The organism is Kitasatospora papulosa, assembly GCF_000717245.1.
Lineage (GTDB): Bacteria > Actinomycetota > Actinomycetes > Streptomycetales > Streptomycetaceae > Streptomyces > Streptomyces papulosus.
The window spans coordinates 106,161-124,566 of the sequence record NZ_JNYQ01000003.1 but is presented as its reverse complement, the minus strand read 5'-3'; the positions used below and the strand labels follow the sequence as shown (position 1 = coordinate 124,566).

Below are 18,406 nucleotides of genomic sequence, written 5' to 3'. Positions count from 1 at the left end.
AGGGGCGACCCAAGGACAGCGGTCCCGGGGTACCGGAGGGGGGTGGGTTCGTGACACCACGCCGTACACCTGGAGAACGGAAGCTCTCCCCGCGGCCCGTACCCGCCCACGCCGGCGGCTGGTGGGAGGGTACGCGCAACGCGTCGGCGGCAACAGGCTCCGGCCCAAGGCGCTTCGCTCGCGGGCACGTTCCCGCCACAGGAGGTCCGGTCCCGCGCGGTGGACCGGTCGGATTCCGTCCGTGGCCCCACAGGTGGCGCTGCGTCCTCCGGGGCGGCATCGACGGCCCGGGGGCGGTGTGGCGGTTCGGATCTTTGCAACTAAGCTAAACCTAACCTAATTACGGTGTCGCTTGTTTGTGGGGAGTGGTCCTTCGATGTCCGAATCGCTTGCAGTCCGTCCGGTGCCACCTCAGCGGCCCATGTACGTGACGGTCACCGAGGTGCGCCGACTCGCGCCGCGCATGGTCCGGATCACGCTGACCGGTGACGACGTGGGCGATTTCGACTACGTCGGCCCCGACCACCTGGTCCGGCTCTTCCTTCCGGTCGGCGATGATCTGCCCCTGCCGACCGGTTCGGACTGGTGGGCCGAACTGCAGGCGATGCCGGCCGACCGGCGTCCGGTGGTCCGCAACTACACGGTGCGCCGCATCGACCACGCCCGTCGGCGTATCGACATCGATTTCGCGCTGCACGGGGACAGCGGGCCGGCTTCGGCCTGGGCCGGTACCGCGGCGCCGGGCGACAGGATCGGTGTCCTCAGTGACGGAGCGCGCTACCGGGCGGGCGACGCGGACTGGCAGCTCCTCATCGGTGACGAGACGGCCATGCCCGCGATCGCGTCCATGCTCGAAGGAGCCCGTACCCCGGTTCACGCGTTTCTCGAGGTCCAGGACGACCAGGACGTGCTGAGCCTGGCCGGGGAGGTGAACTGGCTGTACCGCTCGAACGCTCACGGCGCTCGCGGATCCCGAACGGTGGAGGCGCTGCGCGGCCTGGCCTTCCCGCCCGGTACGCCGTACGTCTGGGTGGCCGGCGAGTCCGCCCTTGCCACGTCCGTGCGGCGCTATCTGGTGAACGAGCGAGGGGTCGACAAGGAGCGGATCTACTTCTGCGGTTACTGGCGGGAAGTCCCGTCCGCCCCCCGGGTGACCGCCGGTACGGAACGCGAGCCGGCGCTGGCCTGACGGGGCACCGGTACCAGGGAACGGCGACGCCTGCGAGGAGCCGTGGAGCGAGCGGGCTCGGATCGGCGGCCTCCGCCGGTGTCGCCCGTCGGCCGGGCCGTGATCCGGGCAGGCCGACGGCGACCGGCTTTCGTCTCCGGGGCGTTCACCCGTCGAGTGCCTCCGTCATGGAGTCGAGGTCGGCCAGAAGGGTGGTCAGCCGCCGCGCGGGGATGTTTCCGATCATGCGCTCCTCGATGGCGTAGACCGCACCGCGGGCCGCGTGCAGGTGCTGCTGCCCTGCCGTCGTGAGGTGGATGGGCAGGGCCCTGCCGTGGTCGGTGCTGGTCGCCTGGGTGATGAGGCCGGCGTCCTTGAGGCCGCGCAGGACGACATTGGCGGACTGGCGGGTGACGAAGGTGCCGCGCGCCAGATCGGCGTTGGACATTCCGGGGTGTTCGTCGAGGAATTCCAGACAGGAGTACTGCGGGACGGTCAGGTCGTGTTCGCGCAGGGCCCTGTCCATGGCCCCGCGCAGGGCGGCGGCTGCCTTCTTGAGGCGGTATCCCACGTGCTCGGTGATGTCCTGCGCGGGATGGGGCGGAGGTACGGTCTCGCGATCTTCCATGTCAGCATTTTGACATGCCGGTCACGCGATGCCTACAGTCACTCATGTCAAAGTCCTGACATGCCTCGCCGGTGCGTCCCGTGCCGGCGCCCTATCGAGGAGACCCCGTGACCGCCACCGTCGAAGGCCCCGACTTCATCGCCCTGCAGGTCAAGGACGTGCCCGCCGCAGCCGCGTTCTTCGAGGAGCGGCTCGGGCTGCGGCGTGCCCCCGCCGCGCCGGCCCACGCGGTCGTGTTCGCCACCTCGCCGATCCCGTTCGCCGTCCGTGAGCCGCTTCCCGGGGTCGATCTGGACGGTGTCACGTCTCCCGGCACGGGCGTGGCGCTGTGGCTGCGGACCACCGACGCCACGATGCTGCGCGAGCAGTTGGTGGCGGCGGGAACGGAGGATGTCGGACCGTTGCAGGACAGCCCGTTCGGCCCGGTGTTCTCGTTCACCGGCCCCGAGGGCTACCGGCTCACCGTTCACGGAGGCTGACCCGGGCGGCGTTCGCGGAGTCCCGTGCGGGACCGGTCCGCGGCACCTGCCGCAGCCTGTCGCCCGGACGTACTCCGAGCCTGTCATCATGTGCCTGACATGCCGTCGACTCCCCGGGAGCGCTCCCCATCATGCGCATGAACCGTCTTGCCGCCGCCGTCCTGGCCCCTGTGCTCGGCTTCGCGGGGGTGCTCCTCGGCGGCCCGGTCGCCGACGCCTCGGCGCAGGCGGGTTGCCAGTACAAAGTCGTCTGGCCGACCGCAGGAGTGTACGAGAACCCGAATCCGAACAGCGTCGTCGTCAAGACCAAGTACGCGGGTGACATCGTCGGCGCGTCGACCTGTGAGGGCGCGTCCTGGAACGAGTACGGCTACGTGCTGGTCGCCACGGACGCGGCGGCGGACGGACGGGGCTGGATGCGGACCGGGGCGGTCGTCCCCGTCTGACCGTTCCGCGTCCGGCCGGTCCGCCGTGTACGGCGGCGGACCACGACCACCCGGTACCCCGGCACGGCTCGCCGGCTCCGGGCAGCCCGCTCGCACCTTCCGCGGCTGTCCGGACACTCCGGTCCGGAACCTCTCAGAGCCGCACGACGACCAGGGCGATGTCGTCGTCGCCGCCCCCGGCGACGCCGAGCCGCGCCAGCAGGGTGTCCGCCAGCCGGTCAGGAGAGAGGTCGGTCATGCCGACCAGCGCCTTCCTGAGCAGGTCCAGACTGGTGTCGATGTCCTCCTCACGGCGCTCGATCAGCCCGTCGGTGTACAGGATCAGCGTGTCGCCACCGCGATAGGCCGCACTGGCCTGTGGGCGCGGCACGTGCTCGGGGCGCGCGCCCAGGGGAGGATCGGTGGCGTTCTCGAGGAGCTCGTACGTGCCGTCGCCGTGCAGCAGCGCCGGCGGAAGGTGTCCCGCGCTGGAGTAGACCAACAGCTTCGACCGGACGTCGACGAGCACCGTGACCGCGGTTGTCGCGAGTGCGCCGTCGACGGAGCGGGCGTACATGCCCAGCACCTCGAGGGCCTGCGCGGGCCCGGTCACCGCCCGGCTGGCCGCGGACAGCGCGCTCCGGAGCATACCCATCACGGTGGCCGCTTCCAGCCCGTGACCGACGACGTCACCGACGGCCACGGTGAACCGTCCGTCGGCCAGGTCGACCGTGTCGTACCAGTCGCCGCACACGTTCAGGGAGCCGATCGCGGGCAGGTACCGCACCGCGACGTCCTTGTGGCGAGCCAGGTCCGGTGAGTGCAGCATCGACTCCTGCAACGTCACCGCGACCTCCCGCTCCCGCCCGTGCGCAGCCCGCAGTTCCTCGTTCAGACGCTGCAGTTCACGGGCCCGGATGTACAGTTCGGCCTCCATGCCCTCCTCCCGCTCGGTCAGCTGCTCGCCCGATCCGCGGTTGGAGGTCCGGCGGGCCCGCACGAACGCGGTCACGTCCTCCACCCGGTGGATGATCCACGCGACACGGCCGTCCGGGTCGAGGACGGGCGTGTTCACGGTCGACCACCAGCGCTCCTCGAACATCCCCGGCCGGGCGACCACGGGGATGTCGTACCTCTGCATGGCCAGGACGTCCGCCCTGCCGGTCGCCAGCACCCGCCCGAACGACGCCTCCACGTTGTGCACCCAGTCGGCGTTCGGGTCGGCGAGGTTGTCGGGAAACGCATCGAAGACGTGCTGGCCGACCAGGTCGTCCCAGGTGCGGCGGGTCGCCCGCAGATATGCCGTGTTGACGTCGACGATCACGAGATCCGCCGCCAGCACCAGATAGGGGCTGGGCGTCGCTGCGAACAACGATCTGTAGTTGAGTTCGGGCTTCACAGGTTTCCGCCCCGTGCGCGTCATCGGCCTCGGGGGCCCTGGCCCCTCCACGCTATGCGGCACCACCGGGTCGCGCGCGCTGTGGCACTCGCCCGGAAGCGGCCGCACGCCCCTCGGAGCCGCGCGGCCACCGTCTCGGGGCCTGCGGGTCCGGGATGCCTGCTCCGGCGTGTGGCGGGGGTGCCCCCACCGCAGCCGGAGCGGTGGGCTCCGGTACCTGCCGAGGAAATGACCGCGAAGTTCCTTCGCGACAGATCCTTCGTTCATATGATCGAGCTCGGCTCCCGGGTGGCCGGGAGATCGACAGGGGGAGGGATCGTGTCGGACATATCCCGACGCAAGCTGCTGGGTTACTCGGGGACGGCCGCTGCAGGAGCGGTGTTCGCGTCCACCGCAGCTGCTGCCGATGCCGCGGAAAGGGACGAGGCGGCGACGACGACAACGCCCGAGTTCATGGAGGGGACGGATTTCCGGGCGGACGCGAGTATGGCCGAGAGCGACCTGATGATGGACCTGACCTTCAAGATCCGCGTGGACAAGCCGAACGGCTATCCGTCCGCGCAGGACATCACTCCGCTGGAGGTGGCGCAGGCGCTGTCGGCGCTGGCCCAGTCCAAGGGCTGGCCGCCACTCACCTTCTACGGCACGCCGCCCCCCGTCGCACTGAACTGACGCACCGGGACGCCGGGGCCCCGGCCCACGGTCCCCTGGCCGGGGCCCCGGCGTCCCGTCGAGCCGAGTGGCGACGGGCGGACGGCGCGGGCACGCAGCCGGCCGGAGGCGATGCCGGTGTGAGGTGTCCTGATGGAACTCGCCACCGGCTGAAGCCCTCACGCACGACGAGGGTCCGGCCCCGGGACAGGCGCCGGGCCACGTGACTCGCCTCCGGAGTCCGGCGAGTCGCGATGAGTCCTGCGGGGTTCGGCAGTCGTAATGTCGAACCCGTCACCGAGGAGGACTTCCGATGCGCAGCGTGGTCTATTCGATGAACGCGTCGCTCGACGGCTACATCGTCGGCCCGGACGGCGGCTTCGACTGGACGGTGCCGGACGAGGAAGTCTTTCGTTTCTTCATCGACGAGATCCGTGAGGTCGACGTCCATCTGCTGGGCCGACGGCTCTACGAGACGATGCTCTACTGGGAGACCGCCGGGCAGGATTCGTCGCTCGACGCCACCGAGCTCGAGTGGGCGGCGCTCTGGAATCCGCTGCCCAAGGTGGTCTTCTCCACCACGTTGTCAGAGGTGCGGGGCAACGCCCGCCTGGCCTCCGTCGGTCTCGTGGAGGAGATCGAGCGCCTGCGCGCCGAGCCGGGGGAGGGGGACATCGCGATCGGGGGAGCGGCTCTCGCCGCCGAAGCGGCCGCCTCGGACCTGATCGACGAGTACCGGGTGACGGTACACCCGGTACTGGTGGGCGGCGGCATTCCGTTCTTTCCGCGGGGCGAGCGCCGGGTGGATCTCGAACTCGTGGAGACCCGCACCTTCCACTCACGGGTGGTCCACCTCCGCTACCGCGTGGCGCGCCAGGATCCGTCGGCGGGGTAGAGCCCGCGTCCGACGACCGTGCCTCGGCCGGGAGCCGTCATCACTCAGCCGAGCAGGACGTCTTCGTCGCCCAGGTTCTTGAGCTCGCGGTAGAGGACCGCGAGGCCCGTCACCGTCTTGGCCGTGCATATCACGGCGTCCACCAGGCGGAGGGTGTCGTGCTCCTTGCGTGCGAGCTGGGCCTGCTTCACCACGCTCAGCATGCCGAAAGCCGTGGTGCCGAGCGACAGGTAGACCCTGGACCTGGACTTTGTCTTGACCGATGCACTCATGGGTCGCGGAGCCTCCTCAGGCAGCGGAGCCCCGTTCCGAGGGGATCCGGTTCTCTACGGTTGACACAGGGCCCTCGTGGACCTCTGCGTGCGGCTGTCCGGCGCACACCGGGAGCGTGCGCTCAGGCGGCGGAGACGTACGCCGTGTCGAGCGCGACGTCAACGTGCGTATGCACGACCAGCCTTGACCCGCAGGTGTCGGCGTTGTCCTCCAGGAGGCGCCGGGTGGCGGCATCCTGGGTGGCGACCGACAACAGCGTGTTCAGTTCGCCGACCTGCCGGTGGGCGCGCAGGACGGCGCTGGCGGTAGCGGGCGTGCTCGCCGCCCGGTCGATGACGAGCAGCACGGGTGATGTCCGGTAGGCATGGACGAGTTCCGTGATCTCCGTCGCCAGCCCGGCACGCCCGCTGACCCCCGGGTCCTCTTCGATCGTGATGACGAGTACATCGCGTTCCAGTCTGTGGGACAGCACCGTGACCTCCGTTTCAGGCCCGTCCGCGGGCCTGTGTGCACTGCGTCTGCCCTTTGTGTCCGCTCCCATGCAACGAGTTCCCGCCCGGACGGGAACTCGCTTCCCCCCGCTGCTTCCCGGCCCGGTTCACCCGCACGAAAGGATGAACCGGGCTCCGAACCCCGCGTGTCACCGATCACCGGTCAGCACTGTGCGTGGGGGGACAGTCGCGGCGTACCCACCGAGGGGCGCGGCGGCGTACGAGGGGAGTTGGGGCAGTGGAAACAGCGAAGGAACGGCCACGGGTGTCGCTGCGGGACAGGGCGGGCTACCTGTTCGACCGCACGCTGGCCCGTTCCACCGGCACCCTGATGGGCTGGCTCGTGATCACGTGCCTGGCTGTCGTCCTGCCGGTGAGTACGTTGCTGGTGTGGACGGATCCCGGATCGCCCAGGTCGTTGTCGGGGAGACTCACCGCGGCGTGGCGGACCAGTGCGGAGACGCTGCGTCTGGGGGCGGCATCCGGCACACCGCTCCGACTGGTGCTCTCGGCCGTGCTCGGGCTGGTCGCCCTGCTGTGCGTGTCGACCCTGGTCGGAGTGATCACGACGGGCCTGGCCGAGCGGATGGCCGAGCTGAGCCGCGGACGGTCCACGGTGCTGGAGCAGGACCACGTCGTCGTGCTCGGCTGGTCGGACCAGGTGACCACGGTGGTCAGCGAGTTGGTCGCCGCCCAGGCCCCGCACCGGCCGCAGGCCATCGTGCTCCTCGCGGACCGGGACAAGGTCGAGATGGAGCGGCTGCTGACCGCCCGCGTCCCCCCTGCCGCACGCGGTCTGATCATCTGCCGCAGTGGTCCCGCCGGCGACCCGGAGGTGCTCGCGCTCGTCAGCCCGCGGACGGCAAGGACCGTCGTGGTGCTGCCGTCGGCGGAACCGACGGGCGACGCCGAGGTACTGCGCATCCTGCTGGCTCTGCGCGCGGTGCTCGGTGAGGGCGCGTACGGGCCGCCGGTACTCGCAGCGGTCCGCGACGACCGGTACCGGGCCCCTGCGCGGCTCGCCGCCGGCCCGCGCGGCACGGTGCTGGAGACCGACACGGTGACGGCCCGGCTGATCGCGCAGTGCGTCGGCCGACCAGGTCTGTCGGTCGTCCTCGGTGACCTTCTCGACTTCGCGGGCGACGAGTTCCACCTCGCCGACGGCACGGCGTTCCATCTGGACTCCTTCGGCGCCACCTTGTTGGGCCACCCGAACTCCTGCGTGGTCGGGCTGCTCACGCCCGAGGGCCGTACGCTGCTCAACCCGCCGGCCGACACCGTCGTCGTGCCGGGAAGCCGCCTCATCGTGCTGGCTCGCGACGACACCAGCACACGGGTGGAGTCCTGCCGCCACCTCGTCGACCCGTCGGTGATCGTCTCGGCCCCGTCCGAACCCGACCGCCCGACCAGGTTGCTGCTGCTCGGCTGGAACCGGACGGCACCGCTCGTCGTCGGCCAGTTGCGGCGTACGGCCCCTCCTGGATCCGTCCTGGACGTGATCACCGACAGCGCCGTACCCGGCCCGAGGCAACCCGAGCCGGAGGACACGAAGAGGAGCGGGGCGGACGTGCGTTTCCGGTCCGCGGCGCTGTCACGGCCCGAGACGCTTCTCGGGCTCGACGTCAGTCCGTACGACGGGCTGGTCGTCCTGGGCCCGGACCAGGGGGAAGGACCGGACCGTCCCGACGACTGGACCCTGGTCACCTTGCTGGCCCTGCGGCTGCTTGAGGAACGCACCGGACACGAGGTCCGCCTGGTCACCGAACTCGTGGAGGACCGCAACCGCCCCCTGGCGTCCGTCAACAAGGGTTCCGACGTGATCGTCAGTGGGAAGCTGACGGGCCTTCTGATGGCGCAGATCGCACAGAACCGTCATCTGGCACCCGTCTTCGACGAGTTGTTCTCCCCCGAGGGCGCCGGCGTGTCCCTACGACCCGCCGGCAGGTACGTCCTCCAGGACGCCGAAGCCACCTTCGCCACCCTCGTCGCCGCAGCACGCGACCGGGGCGAATGCGCGATCGGCTACATCGGTCACGAGTCGCGCACCGATGCCGCCACGCAGGGGGTCCGGCTCAACCCGCCGAAGTACGAACGGCGGGTCTGGAACGCCGAGGACCACCTGGTGGTGCTGGCGACGGACCCCGGCACCGCGCCGGCACCCGTCGACCAGGCCGACTCCACCGGCGCGGCCGCCTCCGCCGCTCCGTGAGGACCGATGCTCACGGGGTGCGAGCGATTCGGCGAAGCCGGACGGATCGGCGCGAAAACGCCGGTCGGTTCCCCCCCGGGGAGGGGAGCCGACCGGCGTGCGGTGCCAGGTTCGAAGGTTCCTGCGTCAGGCGTGGCGGCGGTTTCCCGTGACCAGTCGGTAGAGGGCGAGCAGGATGATCGAACCGACGATGGCGGCGACCCATGTGGAGAGGTCGAAGAAGCCGTCGATGGAGTCGACGCCGAAGATCACCTTCCCGAGCCAGCCCCCGAGAAGGCCGCCCGCGATACCGATCAGCATGGTGATGATGATGCCGCCGGGGTCCTTGCCCGGCATCAGCGCCTTGGCGATGAGGCCTGCGAGCAGTCCGATGAAGATCCAAGCGATGATGCCCATGATGCGTCTCCTGCCGCGTCGTACCGCGTCGTATGCACGTACTGTCAACGCGTCGTCTTTACCGCTCCGACACTTTCAAACGCCACGGGCACCACTTCTCCGTTTTTCGTCCGTCGGTTCCGGACGCGCCGACCGGACGGTGCTGCTCGGGAGCGGGCGTTCCCGTGTGGCAATCGGCGAAACACCTCGACACGTGGCATGGACCACGTGGAGAAGCTGCTTGCCGGCCGGAGCGATCAGGGAAGCCATGAAGCGCCAAGATCGGCTTGAAAGGTGGCATGCACCCGTGACGCTCGTAACGCCTCCCCCCATACCCAGAGCAGCAGGATCAGTTCCGCTCCTGGGTCACGCGATACAGCTCATACGCGACAAACTCGGCTTCATCGCCTCATTGCGAACCAACTACGGCCCGCTGGTCGAGATCACGCTCCAGCCCGGCACCCGCACTCTGATCGTCCAGGATCCCGCGCTCATCCGCACCATGCTGATCGACCCCGGCCCCAGCCTCGACAAAGGCCGCTTCTTCGAGAAGATGGGCCAGCTGCTCGGTGATTCCGTCGTCACTGCGGCGGGCCAGAACCACGTGCGCCGACGACGCCAGCTCCAGCCGGCGTTCGGCCGCCCGGAGATCGCCCGTTACGTCGACATCATGCGTGCCGAGACCAACGCCGCCGTCGACACCTGGATACCAGGTCATCAACTGGACGTCCGCGAGGCCATGGTCGCACTGTCCCTCGACATGCTCGCCAAGACCATCTTCGCCGGCAGCCTGGACGAAGCGACGTTCCGTCGACTGCGCGACGACCTGTCCGTGGTCATGAACGGCGTCGGCGCCCGCGTCATGCTGCCCGACTGGGTGGAACGCCTGCCCCTCCCCTTCAGCCGCCGTTTCAACGCCGCCCGGGACGCCGTCAGGGCGACCATCAACCACGCCGTGGCCGAGCTCCAGGAGGCGGGACAGGACACCGGCGACATGTTGTCCCTGCTGCTCCAGGCCACGGACGAGGAGACCGGTGAGCCGCTCACCGGGCAACAGATCAGTTCGGAGATTCTCACTCTGGCCGTGGCAGGAACCGAGACCACAGCATCAGTACTGGCCTGGGCGTTGCACGAGATCACGCGCGACACCGAGATCGAACGCGCGGTCCTGGACGAACTCGACGCGGTCATCGGAGACCGCCCCATCACGTTCGAGGATCTGCCCCGTCTGCCCTACCTCGACCGTGTCGTCCGGGAAACGCTGCGGTTGCACCACACGGGCTGGCTCGTCACGCGACGCACCGCTACCCGGACACGGCTGGGGGCATGGTCGGTCCCCGCCGGCACCGAACTCGCCTACTGCCAGCACGCCCTGCACCGCGACCCCGAACTGTTCCCCGAGCCTCTCACCTTCGACCCCGACCGCTGGCTGGACGAGGCGCAGGGTGAAGCGTTCATGCCGGGGGCCTTCCTCCCGTTCGGGGCGGGCAAGCACAAGTGCATCGGCGACCGGTTCGCTCTCACCGAGCTGCTTACCGCCGTCGCCACGATCATCCGGCGCGTACGCTTCGAGCCTCTCTCGGGCCAGGAGGTGTGGCCCGTCGCGCGTGCAACGGTGCGACCCAGCCCTGTGCTGATGGCTGTGCACCTGAGAAGCGACTCCGCCGAGCAGAAGCAGGACTGACCGGCGGCGTCCTCCTCCGTGCGGGACGGCGCGCACCTGGGGTGCGTGCCGTCCCGTCCCTGAAGAGAAGCGCCGGCTCGGAACTGTCGCTCCTCGCCTCAGCCGCGTACCGCCTTCTCCCCTGCACGCTCCGCGACGGGTACGTCCAGCGGGCGTGCGAGCCCGACCACTCCTTCGTCGAGCCGCTGCAGGTGGCGCAGTACGCGGAACGTCACGGTACCGGACGGCGGGGTCCCGGACCCGTCGTCGCGTAGCGTGGAGGCGATACTGGCAGCCGCTCGGACCTCGCCCCCGACGTCCTGGTCGCCGACATGGGCCGCGAGTACCTCGATGTTGTGCGCGATGCGCTGCCCGGCCCGGTGCAGACGGGGATCGGCTGCGACGGTCCTGCTGTGCGGCACGAGCTCGGCGGTCGCCGCGAGCGAGCGCGCGTGGTACGCACACGTCTCCAGCAGGGCCACCAGATAGCGCACGGTCTGCCGCCGGCCGCGCAACGGGGTGATCGGGTAGGTCAACGGGTTCGTCGAGTCACGCAGTTCGTCCAGCGCCGTGTCCAGCGCGCGGGCCTTGCCGAGCAGGTCGGACGACGGTCCACCGCTGAGCTGCTCCACCGCGGCCGAGGCGACATCCCCCAGCTTGTCGAGGACGGTCCCCAGCAGTTCGTCCGTACGTCGGTCCGTGTGCACCGGCAGCACCAGCACGGCGGCGATGACCCCGCAGGCGGCGCCGATCGCGGTCTCCTCGATGCGCAGTACCAGCACGTCGAAACTGTAGGAGTTCAGCAGGGTGTAGAGCAGGCCCAGCATGGCCGTCACGAAGAAGGACATGACCGCGTAGGACAGGGGAGCGGTGAAGAACATCGCGAAGATGAAGAGGAGGACCAGCGCGAACGCGACCCAGGTGTGGTCCCCGACCAGTCCGGCCAGCGCGACACCGGCCACCGCGCCCAGGAGGGTGCCGATGAGCCGGCGGTAGCCCTTGACCAGGATCTCGCCGGTGGAGGCGGTGTTGAGGAAGACCACCCAGCACGTCAGAACGGCCCAGTACCAGCGCTGGGTGGACAGGAGCTCACCGCCGATGATCGCCAGGACCGAGCCCACCGAGACCTGGAAGGCGGCCCGTGTGGTGGGGCGCTGCAGACCTGTGCGGTCGTCGTCGGTGGGCTTCTCGGACGAGGAGGCGAGGGCGATGTCCTCCGCGTCGAACTCCTCGCGGGACCGGGTGGTCGCCGGCGAGTCGTCGGACTCGTCCTGCGGCCCGTCCAGCGCCAGCCGCAGACCCAGGACGGAGCGAGCCGCCTCACCGATGCCACGGAAGGCGTCCTGGATCCCCGCGGGGGCGGGGGGAAGCTTCTCCTCGTCCCGGTAACCGAGCAGCCGGTTGCGTATGTGCGCGACGGCTGTCCCCCCGTCGCTCGTCGCGGGCCGGTCCACCAGGAGGTGCAGCGCCTTGAGATCCCGGCGCAGGGCTATGGTCGCGTCGTCCTCGGACGGCCGCCAGTCCCCGGTGAGCGGCACGGGAGCGTGCGGCAGATGCAGAGTGAGGGTGTCCGCACGCTCGGCGCTCCGTGCGTTGAGCAGCAGCATGCCGAGCCGCTCCGTGGAGATCTCGGCGTCCGCGACGCGTCGTTGCAGCAGCGCGGCCTTGTCCGCGTCCGGTGTGCCCTCCTCCAGGCGGCCCTGGATCATCAGGGCGGCTTCGTGCAGCCGCGCGGTGCTCCGCCGCATCTCGTCGAGCACCTTCTCCAACTGCTCGGGTCCGGCGTCGAGCAGTTCGATCTGCAGCGAGACGAGCTGGGCGACTCGCGTCCGGAAGGCATCGCGCAGTCGTGTCAGGACGCGCCTGGGTGTCTCCGGGACCACGGCGAACCGGACCACCGCACTGCAGCCGAATCCGATGAGCAGAGCCACGCAGAGCGCCGGCAGGGCAGACGTCGAGGCGCCGACGAACAGGCAGAGGAAGTAGATCTGAAAACCGATGAGACCGAGTGCCGTTCCTCGTTCACCGAACCGACGGCAGTAGACGGCGCCGAAGATGAGCGCGACGAAGAAGAGGTCGCCCGCGACGACCTGAGAGGTCAACAGCGCACTCAGCGCCGCGGCGCCGAGAGCCACCGGCAGGCCCAGGGCGAGGGTGACCGCCTGGTCCCGGACGAGCGTGTCCTTGATCGCGAAGGTCGCCGTCATCGCGGTCATCGCACCGGCGACCATGAGTGTCACGTCGGTGCCGAGCACCGCCAGGACCGCCAGCGTGAGGCCGATCGCCGCGACGGTACGCAGCCCTGCGGTGAGCCGCAGCAACCCCGGGTCTGACGCCGCGAACCGATCCCACATCATGGCCCCGCCCCGCCGCCGCACTGCCCTCACCCTGCACTTTCTTCCGCTTGCCGCCACGATCCACGTGCCGTTCAGCATTGCACGGCGGGGAACCGGAGGACCAACGCAGGCCGACATGCGATACGGCCCCGGCCCGTCCGCCGGCTGTTCCGCAACTGGGCGCCGCAGCAACCCGTGAGAAAGCGGGACGCGTGCCGGGAGCGAAGCCGGGAACCTGCGGAGCATGGCAATCCTGAGGAAAGTCGCGCGTCCACTGCTCGCATCCGTCTTCATCTCCGGCGGGATCCGCACGCTTCGAGATCCTCACGCCGTGGCCGGTGCGGCCGAGCCGGTGGCCCGGCCCGTCTCGATGCGCGTTCCGCAGCTCCCGGACGACACGGTGCGACTCGTACGGATCAATAGCGCAGTGCAGGTCGGAGCCGGAGTGCTGCTCGCGGCGGGTCGCTTCCCGCGCGCCTCCGCGCTCGCACTGGCGGCGTCGCTGGTGCCCACCACCCTGGCCGGGCACGCCTGGTGGAAGGCGCAGGACCCCGAGGAACGGGCACGTCAGCGTGTCCAGTTCACCAAGAACCTCTCCTTGCTCGGGGGGCTGTTGATCGCGGCGGCCGACACCCATGGCAAGCCCTCCCTGGCCTACCGCTCACGGGCCGCGGCCAGCGTCGGTGCCCGCAGCGTCCGCAGGACGGGCAACGCGGTGGGCAACGCGGTGGCGGACAAGGCGCACGACGTCCGGTCGGCAGCCGGAGCCGTGCGCGAACACCTTCCGACCGGCTGACGCCGCCGCGACGCCCCGGTTCCCCTGCGGGTACTGACTCCGCAGGGGAACCTCGTCAGAGACGTGAAGACGCCTGTGGGCGGGCACGCATGGGTGCGTGCCCGCCCACAGGGCGGTTCCGATCGGTGGGGGAGCGCGACACAGGCTTGTCGGCGGCGCACGGCGCCGACAAGCCGGACGGCGGCAGCGCGGCGGCCGGGGGCCGCGACACCCGCCGCGCTCCACGTGCAAGGAGGGCCCGGACGGTCAGGCCAGCATCCCCGCGCGGAGCTTGCCCAGGGTGCGTGTGAGCAGACGGGAGACGTGCATCTGGGACACGTCGAGCTCCGCGCCGATCTGGGACTGTGTCATCTCCTGACCGAACCGCATCTCGATGAGCCGCCGCTCACGGTCGTCGAGCTGCTCCAGAAGAGGAGCCAGGGCGTGCAGGTTCTCCACCGTTTCCATCGCGGAGTCCGGTTCGCCCAGGATGTCGGCGAACGTCCGGGACGCCGTCCCCGTCGTCTCGCCGGTGTCCGTGGGCATGTCGAGCGAACCGGCCGTGTAGCCGTTCGACGCGATGATGCCCTCGATCACCTCGTCCTCCGTGCGGTCCAGGTGCGCGGCCAGTTCCTTCACCGTCGGATCACGGTCCAGGCGGACGGCGAGTTCGTCCTTGGCCTTGGCCAGCTCCACGCGGAGCTCCTGCAGTCTGCGGGGGACGTGGACGGCCCAGGTGGTGTCGCGGAAGAACCGCTTGATCTCACCGACGATGTAAGGGACGGCAAAGGTGGCGAATTCGACCTCCCGCGAGAGTTCGAACCGGTCGATGGCCTTGATGAGGCCGATGGTCCCGACCTGGGTGATGTCCTCCATGTCGCCGCTGCCCCGGTTGCGGAAGCGGCGCGCTGCGAAGCGGACGAGAGAGATGTTCATCTCGACCAGGGTGTTGCGCGCGTACTGGTACTCGTGCGTTCCCTCTTCGAGGACCTGCAGGCGCTCGAAGAAAAGTGTCGACAGAGCGCGGGCGTCCTTCGGCGTGATCTTGCCCGCATCCTCGATCCAGGGCAGCTCACCTATGTGTTCCGATGCGGCACCGGAAGCCGGCACCCCATCGTTCCTTACGGTTCCGGCAGTCTGTTCAGCGATCACTGTTCCCACCCTCCCTGGTGCTGAGTGCGCTCTTCAGACCAGCCCCTGCCCTGCCTCGGAAGCCCTATGCACGGGGAGGCCAAATTTTCTTGCTGCGTGGAAACAGTTGCCCCTGGACATCGTAAGATGAGCACTGCCGTCCACCGGCGCGACCTTCGGGGGACGCCGTGCTGGATCGGGTACAGGCCCCGTACGCTGGAGGCCGGGGGCCGGGTCCCGAAGGCGGTCCGGGTTTCGGTGCAGCACGACGAGAAACAGGATCACGTGGACAGATTCGCTGCGGTCGAGCGGGAGCTGCGCAAGGCAGCCCCCCACCGGCTCCTCGATGTCGTCTCGGCGGCTCTGCGGGAGCGGTTCCACGTGGAGAGTGTGGCGTTGAGGCTCGCCGACTACGGCATGACCACACTGCAGATGGTGTCCGAGATTCCGATCGCCGAGCCGGTGCACGTGCACGACAGCCCGCAGGGCAGGGCTTTCGGTGCCCAGGAGCCGTTCGTGGAGAAGCGGACCAGGCCGGGACCGGTGACCGCTCACCTCCCGGTCACGGTGCGCGGCGACCGGCTCGGTGTCCTGACCGTCACCCTGCCGGAGAGCGGCTGCTCCCAGTCGGATCTGGCGGACATGCAGCAGATCTGCGAGGCGCTCGGCCACGAGATCCTGGTGGCCGAGCGGGACACCGACCTCTACCTCCTCGCCCGCCGTGCCACACGGCTCACCCTGGCCGCCGAGATGCAGTGGCAGTTGCTGCCCGGCCGTTCCGTGGCCCGTCCTGAATTCCGGCTGGGCGCCCATCTGGAGCCCGCGTACGCGATCTTCGGCGACAACTTCGACTGGTCGGTGTCGGCCCACCACCTCACGCTCACCGTGACCAACGGCATGGGCAAGGGGATGGAGGCGGCCCTGCTGACCAATCTCGTCGTCAACTCGCTGCGGAACGCCCGGCGGGCCGGCCTCGACCTTCCCGGCCAGGCCAGCCTCGCCGACCAGGCCGTCTATACGCAGCACCGAGGCGCGCTGCACGCGGCGGTCCTCCTGCTGCGGTTCGACCTGGCCACGGGGGAGGTCGAAGCTGTCGACGCGGGGTCTCCCCGGATGTGGCGGCTCAGGGGCCGGACGGTCGATCCGGTCCACTTCGAGGCGCAGCTCCCGCTGGGCATGTTCGAGGAGACGGAGTACGTCGCACAGCGTCTGCGCGTCGAGCCCGGTGACCGGCTGCTGATCGGCAGCGACGGGGTCTACGACAGCGCTTCGGGCGCGGGGGAGCTCTACGGGCAGCGGGCGCTCGCGCGGTCGCTCTCCGCACACCGGTTCCTGCCGTCCGAGCAGGTGCCGCTGGCGGTGCTCCGCGACCTGCGGGACCACCGGGGCTCCGCACCGCTGGACGACGACGCTCTGGTCGTCTGCTTGGACTGGTTCGGCCGGCAGACATCCGGCGGAGACGCGTCCGAGTGAGGAGGCGGGCCGACCGGGCCTGTCTTCACCCGGTCGACCGCAAGGGTCTCGCTCCGTCGCTGTCCTGCTGTCCCGCGGCAGCGCCGCGGAAGGCTCTGAGTCCTTCGAGGAGCGAGCGCCGCGCCTTGGCGGGCATGGCGTCGATGGTGGCCATCAGGATCTCCTCCCGGCGTGTGCGCAGGTCGACGAGGTACGCCTTGCCGTGGCTGGTCAGCCGGAGTTCCAGCTCGCGGCGGCTCACCGGGCTGGGGGCGCGCTCCACGAATCCGGTGGCCTGCAGCCGGTCGCACAGCCTGCTGACCGAGGGTGACGCCGACCCCAGGGCCTCGGCGAGCATCCGCAGATTGATGCCCTCCTCGCGGTCCAAGGTGTACAGGACGCGGAGTTGGGAGGGGGAGACCGGGCCGGTCGGCACGGCGTCACGACCGTGTTCCCAGAGGACTTCGAGGAGTTCGACGAATTCGGAACCCTCTCGGGCCGCTTCCCGGGACCGCTGGTCGGCTTCGGGGTTCAGGCCCATTTTGATGACACTCCGATTCGGCATTGCCTCACTCGTCCGTCCGGCCACCGGACCGAGCGAGGCGGCCGGACATCCGATGTGCTCGTACGGAAAGCCAGGACAAAGATTCCGGGACACACACGCATGGCCCCGCCTATCGTACCCCCGCCCGCCACAGGCTTCCGAGCGTCACGCCCGAACCGATTATGTTGTCGCATGGCAACAGTTGTCATCAGGTACGGTTCCGCATGCGGCATCCGATGCGTGATCATCCGGCGGTCACCGTCGTTCCGCCACGACGGCACCCGCTCCCCGGCCAGGAGTACTGATATCCATGACACCGAACCAGCCCCTCACCCTCACAGTCCGGCACCCGGCGGACTCGATCGCGGTCCTCACCGTCGAGGGCGAGATCGACGTGGACAGCGTCCCGGCCCTGCGGACGACGGCACTGGAACTGATCAGACGAGGCAGACCACACGTGGTCCTCGACATGGCGCCCGTACGATTCTGTGATTCCTCCGGCCTCAACACGATGATCGGCATCCTCCGCTACGCGAAGGACCGGCACGGGTCCCTCTCGCTCGTCGGGGCGCCCCCGCACCTCAGGAGGCTGCTGGACGTGACGGGAGTCGGTGAGCTGATGCCCGTCCTTCCCACCGTCGCCGAGGCGCTGACCCACATCGTCGGGGCCGGAGAGGCCCCGGAGGGTCAAGGGGCCCGCTAGGCCAAGCCGACGAAGGAATCCCGAGGCCGGTGTGCCGACGGCCCCGCGGGGCAACGCGCAACGCCGTGGGCGGGCGGCGCTCCCGCCACCCACGGCGTGCCGGCCGCGTCCGTTTCCGGTCACGGCCCGCGCCAGACATTCGCGAACGCGGCGTTCTCGATGGCCCGCCGCTGCCGTACGGCCTCCAGTTCCATCACCGCGTCCCCGACCGCGAGAAGCACGGTCGTCACGGCCTCGTCCCCGGAACCCGGCGCATCCTCCGGTCGCGAGCCGGGAACACCCGCTGCGGACGCGAGTGCGACCAGGACGGGCTCCTCGACCTCCCAGCGGTCGAGAGCCTGCCGGCGGGAGGGGGTGTCGGCCGGTTCCACCCGGTCGGCTCCGGACGGGAACAGGCCTCGGCGGCCCGGCCGCAGTTCACCGTCCTCTTCGAGTGCCGCTTGGTACGAGTCGGCCAGATCGCGTCCCCGACGCCACAGCCAGTCCTCGACCCGTTCGTACGGAGTCTGTCCTTCCAGCGCCGCCGCGGCCTCGGCCAGGAGACGATCGTCCGCCGTCGGCCCGCGGTCAGGGACGATGCGGTCGCCGTCCAGGGAGACGGCACCCGCCGTGACGAGATCGACGAGCTCGGCGCCCGCCAGCGCGAGCGACAGGTCTCCCTGCCCCACCGGACGGTCCGGCGACCCCAGATGCAGGGCGATGATGAACAGGTCCTTCGCCGTGGTCATGAACGGCCCCCTCGTATTCGTGTGCCTGCTGGTGGACGCCAGCCTGCCCGTGGTGTCCCGCAAAGGACAGCATGCCGCCCT

Annotated in this window: 19 protein-coding genes; 10 read left to right on the top strand and 9 right to left on the bottom strand. The window is 69.8% G+C overall.

The features are described from left to right. Positions 1-403: 403 nt before the first annotated feature. Entirely contained in the window at positions 404-1,189 is a 786-nt protein-coding gene (locus IA22_RS0109000; RefSeq protein WP_245229557.1) for a siderophore-interacting protein, read from the top strand. Between the two features lie 145 nt (positions 1,190-1,334). Here IA22_RS0109000 and IA22_RS0108995 read toward each other — a convergent pair whose 3' ends face one another. Then, a complete protein-coding gene (locus IA22_RS0108995; protein WP_030123247.1) occupies positions 1,335-1,796 on the bottom strand; it encodes a MarR family winged helix-turn-helix transcriptional regulator in 462 nt (153 codons plus the stop codon). 107 nt (positions 1,797-1,903) lie between these two features. Between IA22_RS0108995 and IA22_RS0108990 the strand changes: the two genes are divergently transcribed. Further along, complete coding sequence (locus IA22_RS0108990) at positions 1,904-2,275, top strand: VOC family protein (RefSeq protein WP_030123246.1); 372 nt, start codon at positions 1,904-1,906, stop codon at positions 2,273-2,275. A gap of 137 nt (positions 2,276-2,412) precedes the next feature. After that, on the top strand, positions 2,413-2,721 hold the full coding sequence (locus tag IA22_RS0108985; protein ID WP_234435454.1) for a glycosyltransferase: 309 nt from the start codon (positions 2,413-2,415) through the stop codon (positions 2,719-2,721). Positions 2,722-2,854: 133 nt separating this feature from the next. Here IA22_RS0108985 and IA22_RS0108980 read toward each other — a convergent pair whose 3' ends face one another. Then, positions 2,855-4,099 (bottom strand): PP2C family protein-serine/threonine phosphatase, encoded by a 1,245-nt coding sequence (locus IA22_RS0108980; RefSeq protein ID WP_030123245.1) that lies wholly within the window; start codon positions 4,097-4,099, stop codon positions 2,855-2,857. 318 nt (positions 4,100-4,417) lie between these two features. On the opposite strand from IA22_RS0108980, the gene IA22_RS0108975 reads away from it, so the two are divergent. Both IA22_RS0108975 and IA22_RS0108970 read left to right on the top strand, forming a co-directional pair. Beyond that, positions 4,418-4,771, top strand: a complete 354-nt coding sequence (locus tag IA22_RS0108975; RefSeq protein ID WP_014158109.1) for a hypothetical protein — start codon at positions 4,418-4,420, stop codon at positions 4,769-4,771. A 292-nt stretch (positions 4,772-5,063) separates the two neighbouring features. Beyond that, a complete protein-coding gene (locus IA22_RS0108970; RefSeq protein ID WP_014158110.1) occupies positions 5,064-5,645 on the top strand; it encodes a dihydrofolate reductase family protein in 582 nt (193 codons plus the stop codon). Positions 5,646-5,689: 44 nt separating this feature from the next. Here IA22_RS0108970 and IA22_RS0108965 read toward each other — a convergent pair whose 3' ends face one another. Together IA22_RS0108965 and IA22_RS0108960 are read right to left on the bottom strand one after the other, a co-directional pair. Then, the gene (locus IA22_RS0108965; protein ID WP_014158111.1) at positions 5,690-5,917 is read right to left on the bottom strand and encodes a hypothetical protein; all 228 of its coding nucleotides are present in this window, start codon (positions 5,915-5,917) and stop codon (positions 5,690-5,692) included. 122 nt (positions 5,918-6,039) lie between these two features. Continuing rightward, entirely contained in the window at positions 6,040-6,390 is a 351-nt protein-coding gene (locus tag IA22_RS0108960; protein WP_014158112.1) for a hypothetical protein, read from the bottom strand. Between the two features lie 257 nt (positions 6,391-6,647). On the opposite strand from IA22_RS0108960, the gene IA22_RS0108955 reads away from it, so the two are divergent. Continuing rightward, entirely contained in the window at positions 6,648-8,618 is a 1,971-nt protein-coding gene (locus IA22_RS0108955; protein WP_030123244.1) for a CASTOR/POLLUX-related putative ion channel, read from the top strand. A 126-nt stretch (positions 8,619-8,744) separates the two neighbouring features. Here the strand turns inward: IA22_RS0108955 and IA22_RS0108950 are convergent, their stop codons facing one another. Further along, positions 8,745-9,014, bottom strand: a complete 270-nt coding sequence (locus IA22_RS0108950; RefSeq protein WP_014158114.1) for a GlsB/YeaQ/YmgE family stress response membrane protein — start codon at positions 9,012-9,014, stop codon at positions 8,745-8,747. Positions 9,015-9,261: 247 nt separating this feature from the next. Between IA22_RS0108950 and IA22_RS0108945 the strand changes: the two genes are divergently transcribed. After that, the gene (locus IA22_RS0108945) at positions 9,262-10,677 is read left to right on the top strand and encodes a cytochrome P450 (RefSeq protein ID WP_245229556.1); all 1,416 of its coding nucleotides are present in this window, start codon (positions 9,262-9,264) and stop codon (positions 10,675-10,677) included. A gap of 98 nt (positions 10,678-10,775) precedes the next feature. On the opposite strand, the gene IA22_RS0108940 is transcribed toward IA22_RS0108945, so the two are convergent. Further along, a complete protein-coding gene (locus IA22_RS0108940; RefSeq protein WP_014158116.1) occupies positions 10,776-13,013 on the bottom strand; it encodes an FUSC family protein in 2,238 nt (745 codons plus the stop codon). A 223-nt stretch (positions 13,014-13,236) separates the two neighbouring features. Here IA22_RS0108940 and IA22_RS0108935 point away from each other — a divergent pair, with 223 nt between their 5' ends. Beyond that, the gene (locus tag IA22_RS0108935; RefSeq protein WP_014158117.1) at positions 13,237-13,788 is read left to right on the top strand and encodes a DoxX family protein; all 552 of its coding nucleotides are present in this window, start codon (positions 13,237-13,239) and stop codon (positions 13,786-13,788) included. 246 nt (positions 13,789-14,034) lie between these two features. Here IA22_RS0108935 and IA22_RS0108930 read toward each other — a convergent pair whose 3' ends face one another. Further along, entirely contained in the window at positions 14,035-14,877 is an 843-nt protein-coding gene (locus IA22_RS0108930; protein WP_015575778.1) for a SigB/SigF/SigG family RNA polymerase sigma factor, read from the bottom strand. A gap of 306 nt (positions 14,878-15,183) precedes the next feature. Between IA22_RS0108930 and IA22_RS0108925 the strand changes: the two genes are divergently transcribed. Continuing rightward, on the top strand, positions 15,184-16,371 hold the full coding sequence (locus IA22_RS0108925) for a PP2C family protein-serine/threonine phosphatase (RefSeq protein WP_186819336.1): 1,188 nt from the start codon (positions 15,184-15,186) through the stop codon (positions 16,369-16,371). A gap of 25 nt (positions 16,372-16,396) precedes the next feature. Here the strand turns inward: IA22_RS0108925 and IA22_RS0108920 are convergent, their stop codons facing one another. Then, positions 16,397-16,891 carry a MarR family winged helix-turn-helix transcriptional regulator gene (locus IA22_RS0108920; protein WP_014158120.1) on the bottom strand — a complete coding sequence of 165 codons (495 nt, stop codon included), beginning with the start codon at positions 16,889-16,891 and terminating at the stop codon, positions 16,397-16,399. A gap of 313 nt (positions 16,892-17,204) precedes the next feature. Between IA22_RS0108920 and IA22_RS0108915 the strand changes: the two genes are divergently transcribed. After that, complete coding sequence (locus IA22_RS0108915; protein WP_030123239.1) at positions 17,205-17,597, top strand: STAS domain-containing protein; 393 nt, start codon at positions 17,205-17,207, stop codon at positions 17,595-17,597. Between the two features lie 119 nt (positions 17,598-17,716). Here the strand turns inward: IA22_RS0108915 and IA22_RS0108910 are convergent, their stop codons facing one another. After that, on the bottom strand, positions 17,717-18,325 hold the full coding sequence (locus IA22_RS0108910) for a GOLPH3/VPS74 family protein (protein ID WP_030123238.1): 609 nt from the start codon (positions 18,323-18,325) through the stop codon (positions 17,717-17,719). Positions 18,326-18,406 lie beyond the last annotated feature (81 nt).